The organism is Micromonospora sp. CA-240977, from assembly GCF_050942285.1.
In the GTDB taxonomy this organism is placed as follows: Bacteria; Actinomycetota; Actinomycetes; order Mycobacteriales; family Micromonosporaceae; genus Micromonospora.
Map to the genome: position 1 here is coordinate 6,441,684 of NZ_CP192055.1, position 13,483 is coordinate 6,455,166.

The following is a 13,483-nucleotide window of genomic DNA, read 5'->3' on the forward strand; positions in this document are numbered from 1 at the left end:
TGTCACCGCTCAACCCTGCTCCGGCTGCGGTCGACTGTCAATTCCGCCTGCATCACACCGCGGGTCACGACCTGGACGACGCGTGGTTGGTGGTCGCGTCGGACAGCAGCGTGGCCCAGTCCTGGGCGGCGGCCCAGTCGGCGAAGCTGTGCCAGCCGACCTCCGGGTAGTCGCGGCGCAGCCCGGCGACGTCAAGGTCCAGACCGACGTCCGTGAAGTACTCGAACATGGCCGCCAGGTCGGTGGACCACTGTCGGACGCGGGCCAGGGGCACCCGCCGGTGGTCGATCGCGGAGCCGATGGCACCGGTGAGGATCTCGGCCATCTCCGCCGGTGTGCGCTGATCGGAGGCGATGTCGATGCGACGGCCGGCGAACTCGGCGCAGCGTTGCAGGACGTACGCGGCGAACGCGCCGATGTCGACCGCCGGGATGAGGGCGAGCGGCCGGTCGGCGGGCATCGGCCACGCGAAGACGCCCTCGCGCAGGCCGTCGAGGTTCCAGCCGCTTGCGTAGTTGTCCATGAATGCGGCCGGCGCGATGATCGTCCAGGGCACCCCGGAGCGGTGCAGGTGCCGCTCGACCAGGTACTTGCTCTCGTAGTGCGGGACGCCAGTGCCCCGGTCGGCGTGCGCGACGGTGGTCAGCACGATGTGGCCGAGGCCAGCGACCGCCGCGGCGTCGACGAGGGCCCGGCCGTGTCGGACCTCGGTGGCCAGGTCGGTGCCGAACGGGGTGGTGACCGCGAACAGCGAGTCGGCTCCGGCGAGCGCGGCGTCCAGGGAGGCGCGGTCGTCGAAGTCGGCGTGGCGCACCTCGGCGCCGAGGCCGCGCAGGGTGTCGGCGGCCGGGGAGGTGGGCTGGCGGGTGAGCGCGCGTACCCGGTGGCCGGCCGTCAGCAGGGCGCGGGCAGTGGCCCCGCCCTGCGCTCCGGTGGCGCCGGTGACGGCAACGGTGAGCATGAGTCCTCCTGAGGTAGGTTTGCTGCGTGACGCATTAACTGCGTCACGCAGCAGATTAGGAAGAATCGCTGCGTCGCGCAACTATTTGGGAGGTGATGTGGATGACCACACCGCGCCGGGCCGAGCTGTACGCGGAGGTGTCGATGGCGTCCCGTCGCTATCTGGCCTCGTACGTGCTGTTCAACCAGGCCATCGCCGACCACCTCGGGCTCCACCCGACCGACGTGCAGTTCCTGAGCCTGCTCACCGCGGCGCCCACTCCACGCACGGTGCGCGAGATCGCCGAGATGACCGGCCTGACCACGGGCTCGGCCACCCGGCTGGTCGACCGACTGGAACGCGGTGGCTACGTGACACGCACGCCCGACCGGGAGGACCGACGCCGGGTGCTGGTCAGCCCCGTGCCGGACCGGGTCGACCGGGTCACGGCGGTCTGGGACGAACTCGGCCAGTCCTGGCAGGAGATCCTCGACGACCACAGCGAGGAGGAGCTTGAGGTGATCACCCGCCACCTGACGCGCGCACACGACCTCAGCCACGCCCAGATGGGTCGCCTGCGCTCCCGACCGAAGCCCGACTGAGCCGCGACAGCAGGCCGGAGGCCGTCCGCGCCGCCCCGGTCAGTAGTAGTCGTCGATCGGCTGACGCGCCTCGTCGAACAGCGCCGGCCCCTCGTAGCGCACCGGAGGCAGCGGCGGGGTGGCCGGCTTGACCTCCTCGAACTGCTCACTGGACAGGGCGTACACCACCCGCCCGAGCCCGGACCTGTCGATCGCTGTCGCGCACATCGGGCAGGGCTGGCAACTGGTGAACATGGTGGTGCCGGCGGCCACGTCGGGGGCGAGTTCCCGGGCGGCCCAGCGGGCCAGCTTGAGCTCCGGATGGGCGCTGATGTCCGAGTCGGAGACCACAGTGTTGTGGTCCTCGATCAGGACGGTGCCGTCCGCACTGACAAGCAACGAGCCGAACGGCCGTTCGCCGGAAGCCCCTGCCTGGCTGGCGAGCTCCACGGCACGGCGGAGAAACGTCTCGTCGTCGGGTGTCATCGGACCTCCTGGGTCTTGGCGTACGCGGCCACGGCCGCGAGGGTCCGCCAGGCGCGTTCGGGCTGGCGGATCTCGGTCAGGTCGCCGTTGAACGGGTCGAGCACCACCGTCTCCGCGCCGAGCAGCCGGATCTGGTCGAGGTCGGCCACGATCTGGTCGATGGTGCCGACACCGGCGAGCCGGTCCGGGGCGGTGACCGGGTCCCGGGTCTCCTGGAGCGCGATGCGCGGCGTCACCGCCGGCGTGGGGAGGCCCAGCTCGTCGGCGATGACGCCGAGCCGTCCGACCGCGTCCGTGAGTGTCCCGGGCGTGAGGCGCAGGGGATGCCAGGCGTCGCCGAGTCGCACGGCGCGGCGCATGCCGGCGTCACTGTTGCCGCCGACCCAGATCGGGATCGCCGGGCTGTCGTAGTCGTCGGTGTGCTGCCAGGCGTCGCGCATCGCGCGCAGGTGGTCGTCGGTCAGCGCGCCGCGCCGCTGGAACGGCACGCCGAGCGCCTCGAACTCCTGCCGGGCCCAACCGACCCCGACGCCGAGGACGAGCCGGCCGCCGCTGAGCCGGTTGAGGTTCGCCGCCATCCGGGCGGTGAGCAGCGGGTGCCGGTACGGGACGATGAGCACCGTGGTGCCCAGCCGGACCCGGCTGGTCACCCCGGCCAGCCAGGACAACGTGGTGAACGGCTCGTAGAACGGGGTCGGGTACTGCTCGGTCACGTCCGGGGTCACCGCGATGTGGTCGGAGACCATCAGCAGGTCGAACCCGAGACCCTCGACCGTCTGCGCCCACCGTCGCAGCACGTCGGGGTCGGTGCCCGGGCCGAAGTTCGGAACGTTCACGCCGATCTGCACGGGCCCTACGCTAGCCACTGTGGACCGCCGTGTGAACGCCCTGCCCGAGGATGGCCGGACGGAGCTACCCGAGGGACTCGACTGGGTACGCGGATCACCGGCCGGCCGAGCCTGGCTCGCCACCCTCCCGACCCGGCTGGCGGAGTGCGCCGAGCAGTGGTCGCTGCGACTCGGCCCGCCCTTCCGGCAGGCCTACGCCTCGCTGGCGCTCCCGGCGGACCTACCGGACGGCACGGCTGCGGTGCTGAAGCTCCAGTACCCGGACGACGACAGCCTGCACGAGGCCGACGCGCTGGCCCACTGGGACGGCGACGGCGCGATCCGGCTGCTCGCACACGATCCGGAACGCCGCGCCCTGCTTGTCGAGCGCTGCCGGCCCGGCAGCCCGCTGCACGAGCTGCCGATGGACCGGGCGCTGGACGCGGTGACCGGGCTGCTCCCCCGGCTCTGGCGGCCCGCCGGCGCGCCGTTCACCCCGCTCGCCGAGGAGGCCGCCGGCTGGATCGACCGGATGCCCCGGGCGTGGGAGCGGGTCGGCCGGCCGTATGAGCGGCGGCTGCTGGACGCGGCACTCGACCTGCTCACCGCCCTGGTGTCGAGCCAGGGCGAACAGGTGCTCGTCAACCAGGACCTGCACGCCGGCAACGTGCTCGCCGCCGACCGGGAACCGTGGCTGGCGATCGACCCGAAGCCGCTGACCGGCGAGCGTGAGTTCTCGGTCGTGTCGATGGTGCGCGGTCCGGAGCTGGGCCACTCGCCGGCCGCCGTCCGGCACCGGCTGCACCGGCTCAGCGCCGACCTCGGGCTGGACCGGGAACGCGTGCGGGGTTGGACGATCGGGCACAGCCTGGCCTGGAGCATCGGCGGCGAGACCGTCTTTCCGCACCAGATCGAGGTGGTCCGCTGGCTGCTCGACGGCGAGTAACGCCCCCGGCCGGCGCCGCGCTGGATCCTGCGCTTGATCGTGCTCGATCCATGATGTAGTGGCCTCCGCCGTCCACAAGGCCACTACATCCTGGTTCCAGCACGATCAAGCGCGAGTCGGCGAGCCGGTGGCGAGCGGCGCGAGCCGGCGGCGGGCGGCGGTGAGCGGCCGGCGGGCGGCGCGAGTCGGTGAGCGGGCGGGCGGCGCGAGTCGGTGAGCGGGCGGGCGGCGGGCGGTCAGCCGACCTGGCAGGTGCGGCACCAGTAGAGGTTGCGGCCGGCCAGCTCGCCCCGACTGACCTCGGTGCCGCAGACGTGGCAGGGCGCGCCGGGGCGGCGGTAGACGTACACCTCGCCGCCGTGCCGGTCCACCCGGGCCGCCCGGCCCATCGCATCCGGCAGGTGTGCGTCCCGCACGGTGTCGATCCGGCCGTGCTCGACCGCCAGCCGCATCAGCCCGACCAGGTCGGCCCAGAGCGCGTCCCAGCCGGATCGGGTCAACCGGCGGCCGGGCATCGTGGGCGGCAGTGCGGCGCGGAACAGCGCCTCGGTCACGAAGATCAAACCGGTGCCGGCCACCACCGACTGGTCGAGCAGCAGCGCCGCGAGGGGCGTCGGGCTGCGCGAGATCCGCCGGTACGCCCGCTCCGGGTCGGCGTCGGCACGCAGCGGATCCGGCCCGAGGCGGTCCCGCAGTGCGGCCACCTCGGGTGGGGTGATCAGCTCGCAGGCGGTGGGCCCGCGCAGGTCCAGCCAGTGTCGGTCGCTGGCCAGCCGCACCCGCACCTGACCGACCGGCTCGGGCGGCTCCCCCGACCCGTCGGTGAACTTGCCGTACAACCCGAGGTGTACGTGCAGGGTCAGCTCACCGGCGTAGTGGTGCAGCAGGTGCTTGCCGTACGCCTCGGTGGTCTCCAGCACCGTGCCGGAGAGCCGGGCCGCGCCGTCGGCGAAGCGACCCTGCGGGCTGGTGGCGTGCACCTTGTCCCCGGCGAACAGCTCGGCGTGCCGGGCCGCCAGGCGGTGGATCGAGTGTCCCTCTGGCACCGGCCAAGGATAGCCAGTGCCGTGATCGACTCGGCTTCACGGAAATCGGGGCGTCCAGGTGAGGGAAAGACCCCGACTTGCAGGAACCCGAGTCGATCAAGGGGCCGCGGAGGACTGTCAGTGCGTGCGGTGCCGCTGGACGCCGCCCACGAACGCGGCCCAGGCGGCCGGGGTGAAGGCCAGCGTCGGACCGCTTTGGTCCTTGCTGTCCCGTACGCCCACGACGCCGGGCAGGTTGTCGGCCACCTCGACGCAATCACCGCCGCTCCCGCCGCTGCGGGTGCTCTTGCGCCAGGTCGCACCGGCAAGGTCAGTCATGATGCTCCTCGATGATCGAAGTGATCATTTTCTCTGATTCTGCCTCACCCGAGGCGAGGGCTTCCAGGTCCGACCAGACATGTTCGTAGGCGGCCACCTCGGCTGGCTTGTCCAGATAGAGCGCCCCGGTGATGTTCTCCACGTAGACGGTGGTCGGCTCGGTGGACGCCCTCCCGAACGCCTGCGGGAAGTCGAGGAGGACGAAGGTGCCGGTCTCACTGGCCAACGGCGGACCGGCCGCGAGCGGCAGGACCCGCAGGCTCACCGTCGGCAGCGCGGCCACGTCGAGCAGGTGTCGCAACTGCTGAGCCATCGCCCGGCGGTCGGGAATCGTGCGCCGCAGCACGGCCTCGCTCAGGACGACCCGAAGGGTGGGGGCGGTGGGCAGCCGGCGCACGAGGATGCCCTGCCGTTGCAGCCGAACCTCCACCAGCTTCTCCCGATCCTCCTCGCGCATTGTCGGATTCTTCCGGCGGAACAGCTCGCTGGCGTACTCCCGGGTTTGCAGGAGTCCGGGGATCAGTTCCGAGTCATATCGGCGAATCAGTGAAGCCGAGGATTCCAGGCCGACGTAGAGCGAGAACCACGACGGGACGACATCGCCGTACGAATGCCACCAACCCCTGGCGCGAGTCTCCTTCGCCAGCCCGGCGACAATCTCACCCATGGCGTCGGGCACCCGATAGAGAACACACATCGCTCGGGCGTCCACCACCCGCACCGGGACCAACCCCTTCTCGATGCGCCACACCTTCTGCCGGGAGCAGTCCAGCGCTTCGGCTGCGGCGTCCAGTGACACCGAGGCATCCTCGCGGAGCTGCGTGAGCAGCCGGCCGAGCTGCCGCCGAGGAACCGTGGACCCGCTTGTTTCATCCGTCATGCAACATCACCGCATCCCTCCTGCAACACCGAATGTTTCACCCCGCACGCAATTCTTTTCCATTCCTCGTGCGTCAATATGGCCTGACATTAGGGCGGCGGTGCGGATTGCACAAGGTGGCCAGCGCGGAACATGCTGTCACGCGTTGGCGCCTCCCAGAAAACAGTGTCGGGAATAGCGTCAGCACAAGGCCGGTGAGACGCTATTGCTCGGAAGGACACCGCCATGCGCGTGTCGTACAACGAATACCTCTTGGTCACCGCGCTGACCCTCGCCCGTCGCCACCGGCCGGTGTGGAGTTGGGTGCGCTGGCGCACCGTGTGCCGCTGCGGCGGTGACCTGCCCTGCCGGGCCCGCCACCGCATCCCGATCAGCCGCGACCACTGGCCGACGTGACCGAGTGGAAGCCCGGCGACCTGCTGCTGATCGACGAGGCGTGCTCGGTGCAGTTCGCCGGCGAGCGGGCGCTACGCCTTCGGCTGGTGAGTGTGGACCCGCGCCCGACGTACCACGGGTGGGTCTGGCTGACCGGCTACGTACTGGATGGCAAGGGCCTGGCCGTCGACAAGCGGGAGGTGTTCGTGCGGCAGGCCGGGGTGCGGCTGCTCCCGGCCGCGCCCACACCCACGCCCAGATCCGCGCCCGCGACGGGCAGGTCGAGACAGCCCACCGGGCAGGTCGGCCCCGCCCGCCGTTGATCGGGGCCCCCGCGTGGCAACCCCGTACCCGGGATTGGTGTCAGGAAACGCCCAGGTGGGTATTTCAGGGCAGAACCGCGTGGGTGCCACCCCTTCCATCGGCCACCACGCATTTATCAGGAGGTGTGTAGTGGTCAGGATTCCTTCGCTGTCCCGCCGGTCCGAGCCGGCACCGACGCGGGACGAGAACCTCGACGGCCGCATTGACGGCCGCGACACCCAGGTCACCGACCGGGACAACACGGCGGCCAGCGACACGGGCCGGTCCGACGACGCCGCCGGCCGACCGGCGGTCACCGACCGGCACGCCGACCAGACGACGTACCGCAGCGCCGCCGCGCCCAGCGGCCAGATCGGCGAGGCCGAGCGGCGTGCCGCCGAGCGCGCCGCCGTGGCCCGAGCCGCCACCGCCCGCCCGGTGGAGGCTGAGTCCCGGACCGGCCGCCCGGTGGCGAGCGAGGCCCGGACCGGCGCCACCCGCCCGGTCGAGGCTGACTCCCGGACCGCCCGCCCGGTGGGGGCTGACTCCCGGACCGCCACCCCGGTGGCGACCGAATCCCGCGCCGGCACCGCCCCGACCATGGCGGGCACCGCCGAGCGGGACGCCGACCTCGACAGCACCACCCGCCGGCCCGACCCCACCGACCGGGTCACCACCGACCGCCCGGTCGACCCGACCCCGGGCGTGACCACGCCCGAGCCGCCGGTGACCCGTGGCCCGAAGCCGCGGGCCAGCCTGCTCGCCACCCTCGGCCTGATCGTCTCCGTCGCCGGTGCGCTGTTCGTGCTGACCGGCACGCTGGCCGGGTACGGCATCGGGCTCGGCGCGTTCGGCGCGGTGCTCGCGGTGCTCGGCCTGATGGCCACCCGCCGTCGGCACGTCGCCGGCAAGACCGACGCGCTCTTCGGCGTGCTGATCGGGCTGGCCGCCGTGGTCATCGGGGTGCTCGCGATGACCGGGCAGTTCGACTGGCCGACCACCGACGGCGACTGGGTGCAGCGCTTCCGGGAGTGGCTTGACTCACAGTTTGTCGATCGTTTCTAGCGGGCACTGTTCCGCTCGCCGGTGATGCACCGGCGAACAGCCGGCGGTTCGCCGGCAGCCCGAACAACCCGGTGGTTCACCGGCCGGGCGACACCCTTTCAGGGGCGGCGGTTCGCCGCCCCTGAAGTGTGTCCGGACCGCGATCGACTCGACTTCCAGAAAGTCGGGGTGTCCCGACCGCTGAAGCGCGCCTCGAAGCCGTGATCCACTCAGCTTCCGGAAAGTCGGGGTGTCCCGGCCGCTGAAGCGCGCCTCCAAGCCGTGATCCACTCGACTTCCGGAAAGTCGCGGTGTCCCGGCGCTCCAACACCGCGCTTTCGCGAAACCCGAGTCGATCACGGCCTGCGGACCCGACCACGGCCCGCGCACCCCAATCGCGGGCCCGTCCACCCCAATCGCGGGCCCGTCCACCCCAATCGCGGGCCCGCCCACCCCGACCACCGGCCAACACGGCGGGCGCGACCACAGCCCACGGACCCCGACCACGAGCCCCGCGACGGGCGCAGCACGTGCACCGCCGACCACGTGCGCGAGCGCGGGCGCGGCAGGCGCCCCCGACCACGGCCCGCGCACCCCGACCACGGCCCGCGCGCCGGGCCCGACGCGCGGACCCCGATCACGGGCCGTGCACCCCGACCACGGCCCGCGTGGTGGGCGCGGCACGCGTGGACGCAACGAATCGCTCCCTGCCCCCGCTCAGACGCAACGAATATTCGGTCTGCGCAACTCTCGGTGGTGGATCCTGCCGCTGGGGCCGCATAACGTTGAGCAACGGCGCCAGCCCGTGGGCCACGGTGGCCGGGCGCGCCCGACCCCTGGGAGCAGGACAATGACGATGGACGCCACCAGCCAGCGCCTGTTGATGTGCCGGCCGACGTACTTCGCCGTCGACTACGCGATCAACCCCTGGATGGACCCGAGCGCGCCGGTCGACACCGCGCTGGCCGTCCGGCAGTGGGAGCAGCTCCGCCAGACGTACCTTGATCTGGGCCACACCGTCGAGGAGATCACTCCGGTGCCCGGCCTGCCCGACATGGTCTTCGCCGCCAACGGCGGCACCGTGATCGACGGCAGGGCGATGGCCGTGCAGTTCCGCGACCCGCAGCGCGCCGACGAGGCGCCGGCCTACCGGGCGTGGTTCGAGGACGCAGGCTTCGAGATCCACGACCCGAAGCACGTCAACGAGGGCGAGGGCGACGTCCTGCTGGTCGGCGACTACCTGCTGGCCGGCACCGGCTTCCGTACGGCGCACGCCTCGCACGCCCAGTTGCAGGAGGTCTTCGGCTACCCGGTGATCACCATGCAACTGGTCGACCCGCGGTTCTACCACCTGGACACCGCGTTGACGGTGCTCGACGAGCGGACCGTGGCGTACCTGCCCGAGGCGTTCTCCCCCGGCAGCCAGGCCGTGCTCCGCCGGCTCTTCCCCGACGCGGTGCACGCCACCATGGCCGACGCCGAGGTGCTGGGGCTGAACGCGGTGAGCGACGGGCGGCACGTGGTGCTGCCCGCGCAGGCCACCGACCTGGCCGCCGCGCTGCGCGACCGGGGCTACGAAACCATCGGGGTCGACCTCTCCGAGCTACGCAAGGCCGGCGGCGGACCGAAGTGCTGCACGCTGCGACTCCGTCAGGGAAAGGCAAGCAAGTGATTGTGGATGACAAGCTGCGTACGCCGGGAGCGGTCCGGGACGCCGAGCGTTGGACTGCGCACAACTACCACCCGCTGCCGGTGGTGATCTCTTCGGCGGAGGGTGCCTGGCTCACCGACGTGGACGGTCGCCGCTACCTGGACTGCCTGGCCGGCTACTCCGCGCTGAACTTCGGCCACCGGCACCCGCAGCTGATCGCCGCCGCGCACGCCCAACTGGACCGGCTCACGCTGACCAGCCGGGCGTTCATCCACGACCAGTTCGCCGACTTCTGCCGCGAGCTGGCCGAGCTGTGCGGCAAGGACCTGGTGCTGCCGATGAACACCGGCGCGGAGGCGGTGGAGACCGGGATCAAGGTGGCCCGCAAGTGGGGCTACCAGGTCAAGGGCGTGCCCGCCGGGCAGGCCAACATCGTGGTCGCCGAGGGCAACTTCCACGGCCGGACCACCACCATCGTGAGCTTCTCCACCGACGAGGACGCGCGCGCCGACTTCGGGCCGTACACCCCGGGGTTCACGGTCGTGCCGTACGGCGACCTGGAGGCGCTGACCGCCGCGATCGACGAGAACACGGTGGCCGTGCTGCTGGAGCCGATCCAGGGTGAGCAGGGTGTGGTGGTGCCGCCGGAGGGTTACCTGCCGGGCGTGCGCCAGGTCTGCACCGAGCGCAACGTGCTGTTCATCGCCGACGAGATCCAGTCGGGTCTGGGGCGTACCGGCGAGACCTTCGCCTGTGACCACGAGGGCGTCGTGCCGGACATGTACCTGCTCGGCAAGGCCCTCGGCGGCGGCATCGTGCCGGTCTCCGCGGTGGCCGCGAACGCCGACGTGCTCGGCGTGCTCAAGCCCGGCCAGCACGGCTCCACCTTCGGCGGCAACCCGCTGGCCTGCGCGGTGGCCATCGAGGTGGTTCGGCTGCTGGCCACCGGCGAGTTCCAGCGCCGCTCGGCCGAGCTGGGCGAGCGGCTGCGGGCCGGCCTGGAGGGGCTGGTCGGCAAGGGCCTCGTCGGGGTACGCGTCCGTGGCCTGTGGGCCGGCCTGGACATCGACCCGGCGCTGATGAGCGGGCGGGAGGCGTGCGAGCGGCTCGCCGAGCACGGCGTGCTCGCCAAGGACACCCACGGCTCCACCATCCGGCTCGCTCCGCCGCTGGTGATCACCGAGGACGAGATCGACCTCGCGGTGACCAAGCTCGCCGAGGTGCTGGCCGGCTGACCGGGTCTTCTCGCCCAAGATCTGCGCAACTACAGGGAAAGTGCTGCCTCGATGACGTCCGAGGCAGCACTTTCCCTGTTCATGTGCGGATCTTGCGCAACGGGCCCGAGCCCGCAGCGGGTCAGGGGCGGGGTAGGCGCATGGCCATCGTCGGGGCCTCGGCCATCACCGAGGTGGGGGTGAACGGGGCACCGGTGGGCAGTTCCTCGGCCCGACCGATCTGCACCCCCGGGTACAGCTCCACCATGTCGTTCTCACCCAGCACCCGGGACTGCTGTGGCGCCAGCGGGACGCGGTCCGACTCGGTCATCGAGCCGGCCGGACGGATGCCGGAGCCGTTGGTGCTGATGTCGGTCACGATGACCTCGCCGACCCGCAGCTCGAACTGGACGTGACCACGGCTGATCCACCGCCGGGCCTCGTCGTTGAGCCACTGCCCGAGCATGATCCCGCCGTCCTGCTCGGGAGCCCGGCCGGCCACGATCGGCTGCTCCTCACTGAGCACGAACCGCCGTCGGACCAGGCCGCCGACGCGCACCGCGAGCACTTCGGTACGCGGACGCGGGCCGCCGTCGCCGAGGCGTACCCCGTGTCGGGGGCAGGTCGGCACGCCGTTGCGCAGCGCGGGCGGCGGCTGCGCGGCCGGGCTGCGGTCCGCGCCCCCGGTCAGGTCGGCGAACGCGCCGCCCCCGCCACCGCCGCCGAACAGCGCGCAGCCCGACTCCGGGCAGCGCCACTGGCGGGCCAGCAGCTTGGCCCCGGTCGGGGAGCGCTTGCCGGCGACCGGCGCGTGGCCGCCGCCGACGTGCGCGATGAACGCCGGCCCGCCGGCGCCGGGCACCGGCGCGACCACCCGGCCGGGCTGCTCGACCAGCCACGGGAACCGCCCGCGCAGCCCGTCGAAACGGACCCGGGTGAGCACCGGCAACCCGAGCAGGTCGGCGACCTCCAACATCCGGTCACCCGGGTTGTCGAGCACCTCGACCAGCCCGTCGTCGGCCCAGCGGCGCACCACCATCCGCTCGTTGGAGGTGAGGTCGGCGTCGGAGAGCAACGCCCGGTGCACCACCGCGTAGACCTGGACGCTGTCCTCCTCCAACTCGCGGGAGAGCGCGTCGATGACCATGCCGAGGCGCAGCAGGCTGGCCGGCCGGCCACCGTCGATGTCCTGGTAGCGGATCACCTCGGCCAGGTCGACCACTGCTCGGGCCAGCGACGGGTCGGTGCAGACCCGTCCCTCGATGGCGTCCAGCACCTTGCTGATCTCGAATCTCATGCCGCGCTCCGGACGATGTCGTCGATCCGCCGGGCCAGCTCGATGTCCAGGTGGGTGACCCCACCGGCCGAGTGCGTGACACAGCGGAAGGTCAGGGTCCGCCATCGGATGTCGATGTCGGGATGGTGGTCGAGCTCCTCGGCCACCGTCGCCACCCGGTCCACCACCGCGATGGCCGCCGGGAAACTGCCGAGCTGGGCCGTACGACCGATGCCGGTCGGGTCGCCCGACCAGTCGGGCAACCGGCCCAGCTCTTCTCGCACCGCGTCCGCGGTGAGCAGGTCTGCCATGACCAGACCCTACCGGTGACGCGTCCGACGAGCCGGACACGCCACCGTGCCACCGACACCGGACCACCGTCACGAGCAAACTGCCCGGACGCGACGGTGGGGCGGCCTCGTCAGACGCCGCCCCACCGGTCACACCTCGTGTCCGTCGCACCTGGTCAGCCGCGCAGCGGCCGCCCCACCTCGTGCAGGTGACCGAGCGCCTGCCGGTACGACTCGATCAGCCCGGTCTCGGCGTACGAGATGCCCTGCTCGACGCAGTAGGCCCGGACGATCGGCTGGGCCCGACGCAGGTTGGCCCGCGGCATGTTCGGGAACAGGTGGTGCTCGATCTGGTAGTTGAGACCGCCGAGCGCGGTGTCCACCAGCCGGCTGCCCCGCACGTTGCGAGAGGTCAGCACCTGCTTGCGCAGGAAGTCCAGCTCGTCGTCGGCGGTCGGCATCGGCATGCCCTTGTGGTTCGGCGCGAACGCGCAGCCCATGTAGAGGCCCCACAGCGCCTGGTGCACGACCGCGAAGAGCAGCGCCTTGACCGGGGACATGACCGCCAACAGCAGCGCCGCGTAGCCGACGGTGTGCGCGACGAGCAACGCCGCCTCGACCGCCCGGTGTCGCATCGGGACGGCGTACCTGCCGTCCTCCCGGCCGACGATCGCCCGGATGCTCGCCACGTGCAGGCTCAGACCCTCAAGGAGCAGCATCGGGAAGAAGAAGTACGCCTGTCGCTGAGCCATCCACCGGCCGAATCCCCGGGTCTCCAGCGCCTGCTCGGGCGTCCACACCAGGGCGCCCGCGCCGACGTCCGGGTCCTCGTCCTCGTGGTTCGGGTTGGCGTGGTGCCGGTTGTGCTTGTCGACCCACCAGCCGTAGCTGAGCCCCACCGCCAGGTTGCCGGCGAGCAACCCGACAAGCTCGCTGGGCCCGCGCCGCCGGAACATCTGCCGGTGCCCGGCGTCGTGACCGAGGAACGCGACCTGCGTGGTGGCCACCGCCATCAACGCCGCGAGCGGCAGCTGCCACCACGAGTCGCCGAGCAGGAACACGGCGACCCAGCCGGCCACGAAGGCGCCGAGGGTGAGCGCGATGCGGGTGACGTACCAACCGGGGCGCCGCTCCAGCAGGCCCGCCTGGCTGATCCGCCGGGACAACTGTGCGTAGTCACTGCCTCGCCGTCGTACCGGCGGTTCCGCCACCGCTCCGAGCGCCATTGCTGCTCCCGATCCGCTTGTGCCTGAACCGGTACGGTTCGGGCTCACTGTCAAGTCTCCGGATCGCGGTAGCGCTGAGT

At 71.9% G+C, this 13,483-nt stretch carries 16 protein-coding genes; 7 read left to right on the top strand and 9 right to left on the bottom strand.

Annotated elements, in window-relative coordinates; all coding sequences use genetic code 11:
* Positions 1-64 precede the first annotated feature (64 nt).
* Entirely contained in the window at positions 65-961 is an 897-nt protein-coding gene (locus ACQPWW_RS29160; RefSeq protein WP_433126943.1) for an NmrA/HSCARG family protein, read from the bottom strand.
* 101 nt (positions 962-1,062) lie between these two features.
* On the opposite strand from ACQPWW_RS29160, the gene ACQPWW_RS29165 reads away from it, so the two are divergent.
* Positions 1,063-1,542: a MarR family winged helix-turn-helix transcriptional regulator gene (locus ACQPWW_RS29165; RefSeq protein ID WP_433126944.1), complete on the top strand. Its 480-nt coding sequence runs from the start codon at positions 1,063-1,065 to the stop codon at positions 1,540-1,542.
* A gap of 39 nt (positions 1,543-1,581) precedes the next feature.
* Here ACQPWW_RS29165 and ACQPWW_RS29170 read toward each other — a convergent pair whose 3' ends face one another.
* Both ACQPWW_RS29170 and ACQPWW_RS29175 read right to left on the bottom strand, forming a co-directional pair.
* Entirely contained in the window at positions 1,582-2,007 is a 426-nt protein-coding gene (locus ACQPWW_RS29170) for a nucleoside deaminase (RefSeq protein WP_433126945.1), read from the bottom strand.
* A complete protein-coding gene (locus ACQPWW_RS29175; protein ID WP_433126947.1) occupies positions 2,004-2,855 on the bottom strand; it encodes an LLM class flavin-dependent oxidoreductase in 852 nt (283 codons plus the stop codon). Before ACQPWW_RS29175 ends, ACQPWW_RS29170 begins: the two co-directional genes overlap by 4 nt.
* Positions 2,856-2,874: 19 nt before the next feature.
* Between ACQPWW_RS29175 and ACQPWW_RS29180 the strand changes: the two genes are divergently transcribed.
* Complete coding sequence (locus ACQPWW_RS29180; RefSeq protein ID WP_433126948.1) at positions 2,875-3,780, top strand: aminoglycoside phosphotransferase family protein; 906 nt, start codon at positions 2,875-2,877, stop codon at positions 3,778-3,780.
* Between the two features lie 236 nt (positions 3,781-4,016).
* On the opposite strand, the gene ACQPWW_RS29185 is transcribed toward ACQPWW_RS29180, so the two are convergent.
* From ACQPWW_RS29185 to ACQPWW_RS29195, 3 genes are all read right to left on the bottom strand, one after another.
* The gene (locus ACQPWW_RS29185; RefSeq protein WP_433126949.1) at positions 4,017-4,826 is read right to left on the bottom strand and encodes an Fpg/Nei family DNA glycosylase; all 810 of its coding nucleotides are present in this window, start codon (positions 4,824-4,826) and stop codon (positions 4,017-4,019) included.
* Positions 4,827-4,943: 117 nt separating this feature from the next.
* On the bottom strand, positions 4,944-5,144 hold the full coding sequence (locus tag ACQPWW_RS29190; RefSeq protein ID WP_433126950.1) for a DUF397 domain-containing protein: 201 nt from the start codon (positions 5,142-5,144) through the stop codon (positions 4,944-4,946).
* Positions 5,137-6,024 (bottom strand): helix-turn-helix domain-containing protein, encoded by an 888-nt coding sequence (locus ACQPWW_RS29195; RefSeq protein ID WP_433126951.1) that lies wholly within the window; start codon positions 6,022-6,024, stop codon positions 5,137-5,139. Before ACQPWW_RS29195 ends, ACQPWW_RS29190 begins: the two co-directional genes overlap by 8 nt.
* A gap of 225 nt (positions 6,025-6,249) precedes the next feature.
* Here ACQPWW_RS29195 and ACQPWW_RS29200 point away from each other — a divergent pair, with 225 nt between their 5' ends.
* From ACQPWW_RS29200 to rocD, 5 genes are all read left to right on the top strand, one after another.
* A complete protein-coding gene (locus ACQPWW_RS29200; protein WP_433126953.1) occupies positions 6,250-6,420 on the top strand; it encodes a hypothetical protein in 171 nt (56 codons plus the stop codon).
* A complete protein-coding gene (locus ACQPWW_RS29205) occupies positions 6,417-6,722 on the top strand; it encodes a hypothetical protein (protein ID WP_433126954.1) in 306 nt (101 codons plus the stop codon). Before ACQPWW_RS29200 ends, ACQPWW_RS29205 begins: the two co-directional genes overlap by 4 nt.
* Positions 6,723-6,852: 130 nt before the next feature.
* Positions 6,853-7,767 carry a thrombospondin gene (locus ACQPWW_RS29210; protein ID WP_433126956.1) on the top strand — a complete coding sequence of 305 codons (915 nt, stop codon included), beginning with the start codon at positions 6,853-6,855 and terminating at the stop codon, positions 7,765-7,767.
* A gap of 835 nt (positions 7,768-8,602) precedes the next feature.
* Positions 8,603-9,418, top strand: coding sequence for a dimethylargininase (ddaH, locus tag ACQPWW_RS29215; RefSeq protein WP_433134649.1), 816 nt, complete (start codon positions 8,603-8,605; stop codon positions 9,416-9,418).
* Positions 9,418-10,632 (top strand): ornithine--oxo-acid transaminase, encoded by a 1,215-nt coding sequence (rocD, locus tag ACQPWW_RS29220; RefSeq protein ID WP_433134651.1) that lies wholly within the window; start codon positions 9,418-9,420, stop codon positions 10,630-10,632. The genes ddaH and rocD overlap by 1 nt, the downstream gene beginning before the upstream one ends.
* Positions 10,633-10,753: 121 nt before the next feature.
* On the opposite strand, the gene ACQPWW_RS29225 is transcribed toward rocD, so the two are convergent.
* The 3 genes from ACQPWW_RS29225 to ACQPWW_RS29235 form a co-directional block, all read right to left on the bottom strand.
* On the bottom strand, positions 10,754-11,908 hold the full coding sequence (locus ACQPWW_RS29225) for an FHA domain-containing protein (protein WP_433126958.1): 1,155 nt from the start codon (positions 11,906-11,908) through the stop codon (positions 10,754-10,756).
* Positions 11,905-12,198, bottom strand: coding sequence for a 4a-hydroxytetrahydrobiopterin dehydratase (locus ACQPWW_RS29230; RefSeq protein ID WP_433126959.1), 294 nt, complete (start codon positions 12,196-12,198; stop codon positions 11,905-11,907). Before ACQPWW_RS29230 ends, ACQPWW_RS29225 begins: the two co-directional genes overlap by 4 nt.
* Before the next feature lie 155 nt (positions 12,199-12,353).
* Positions 12,354-13,403, bottom strand: a complete 1,050-nt coding sequence (locus ACQPWW_RS29235; protein ID WP_433126960.1) for a fatty acid desaturase family protein — start codon at positions 13,401-13,403, stop codon at positions 12,354-12,356.
* Between the last annotated feature and the right edge of the window lie 80 nt (positions 13,404-13,483).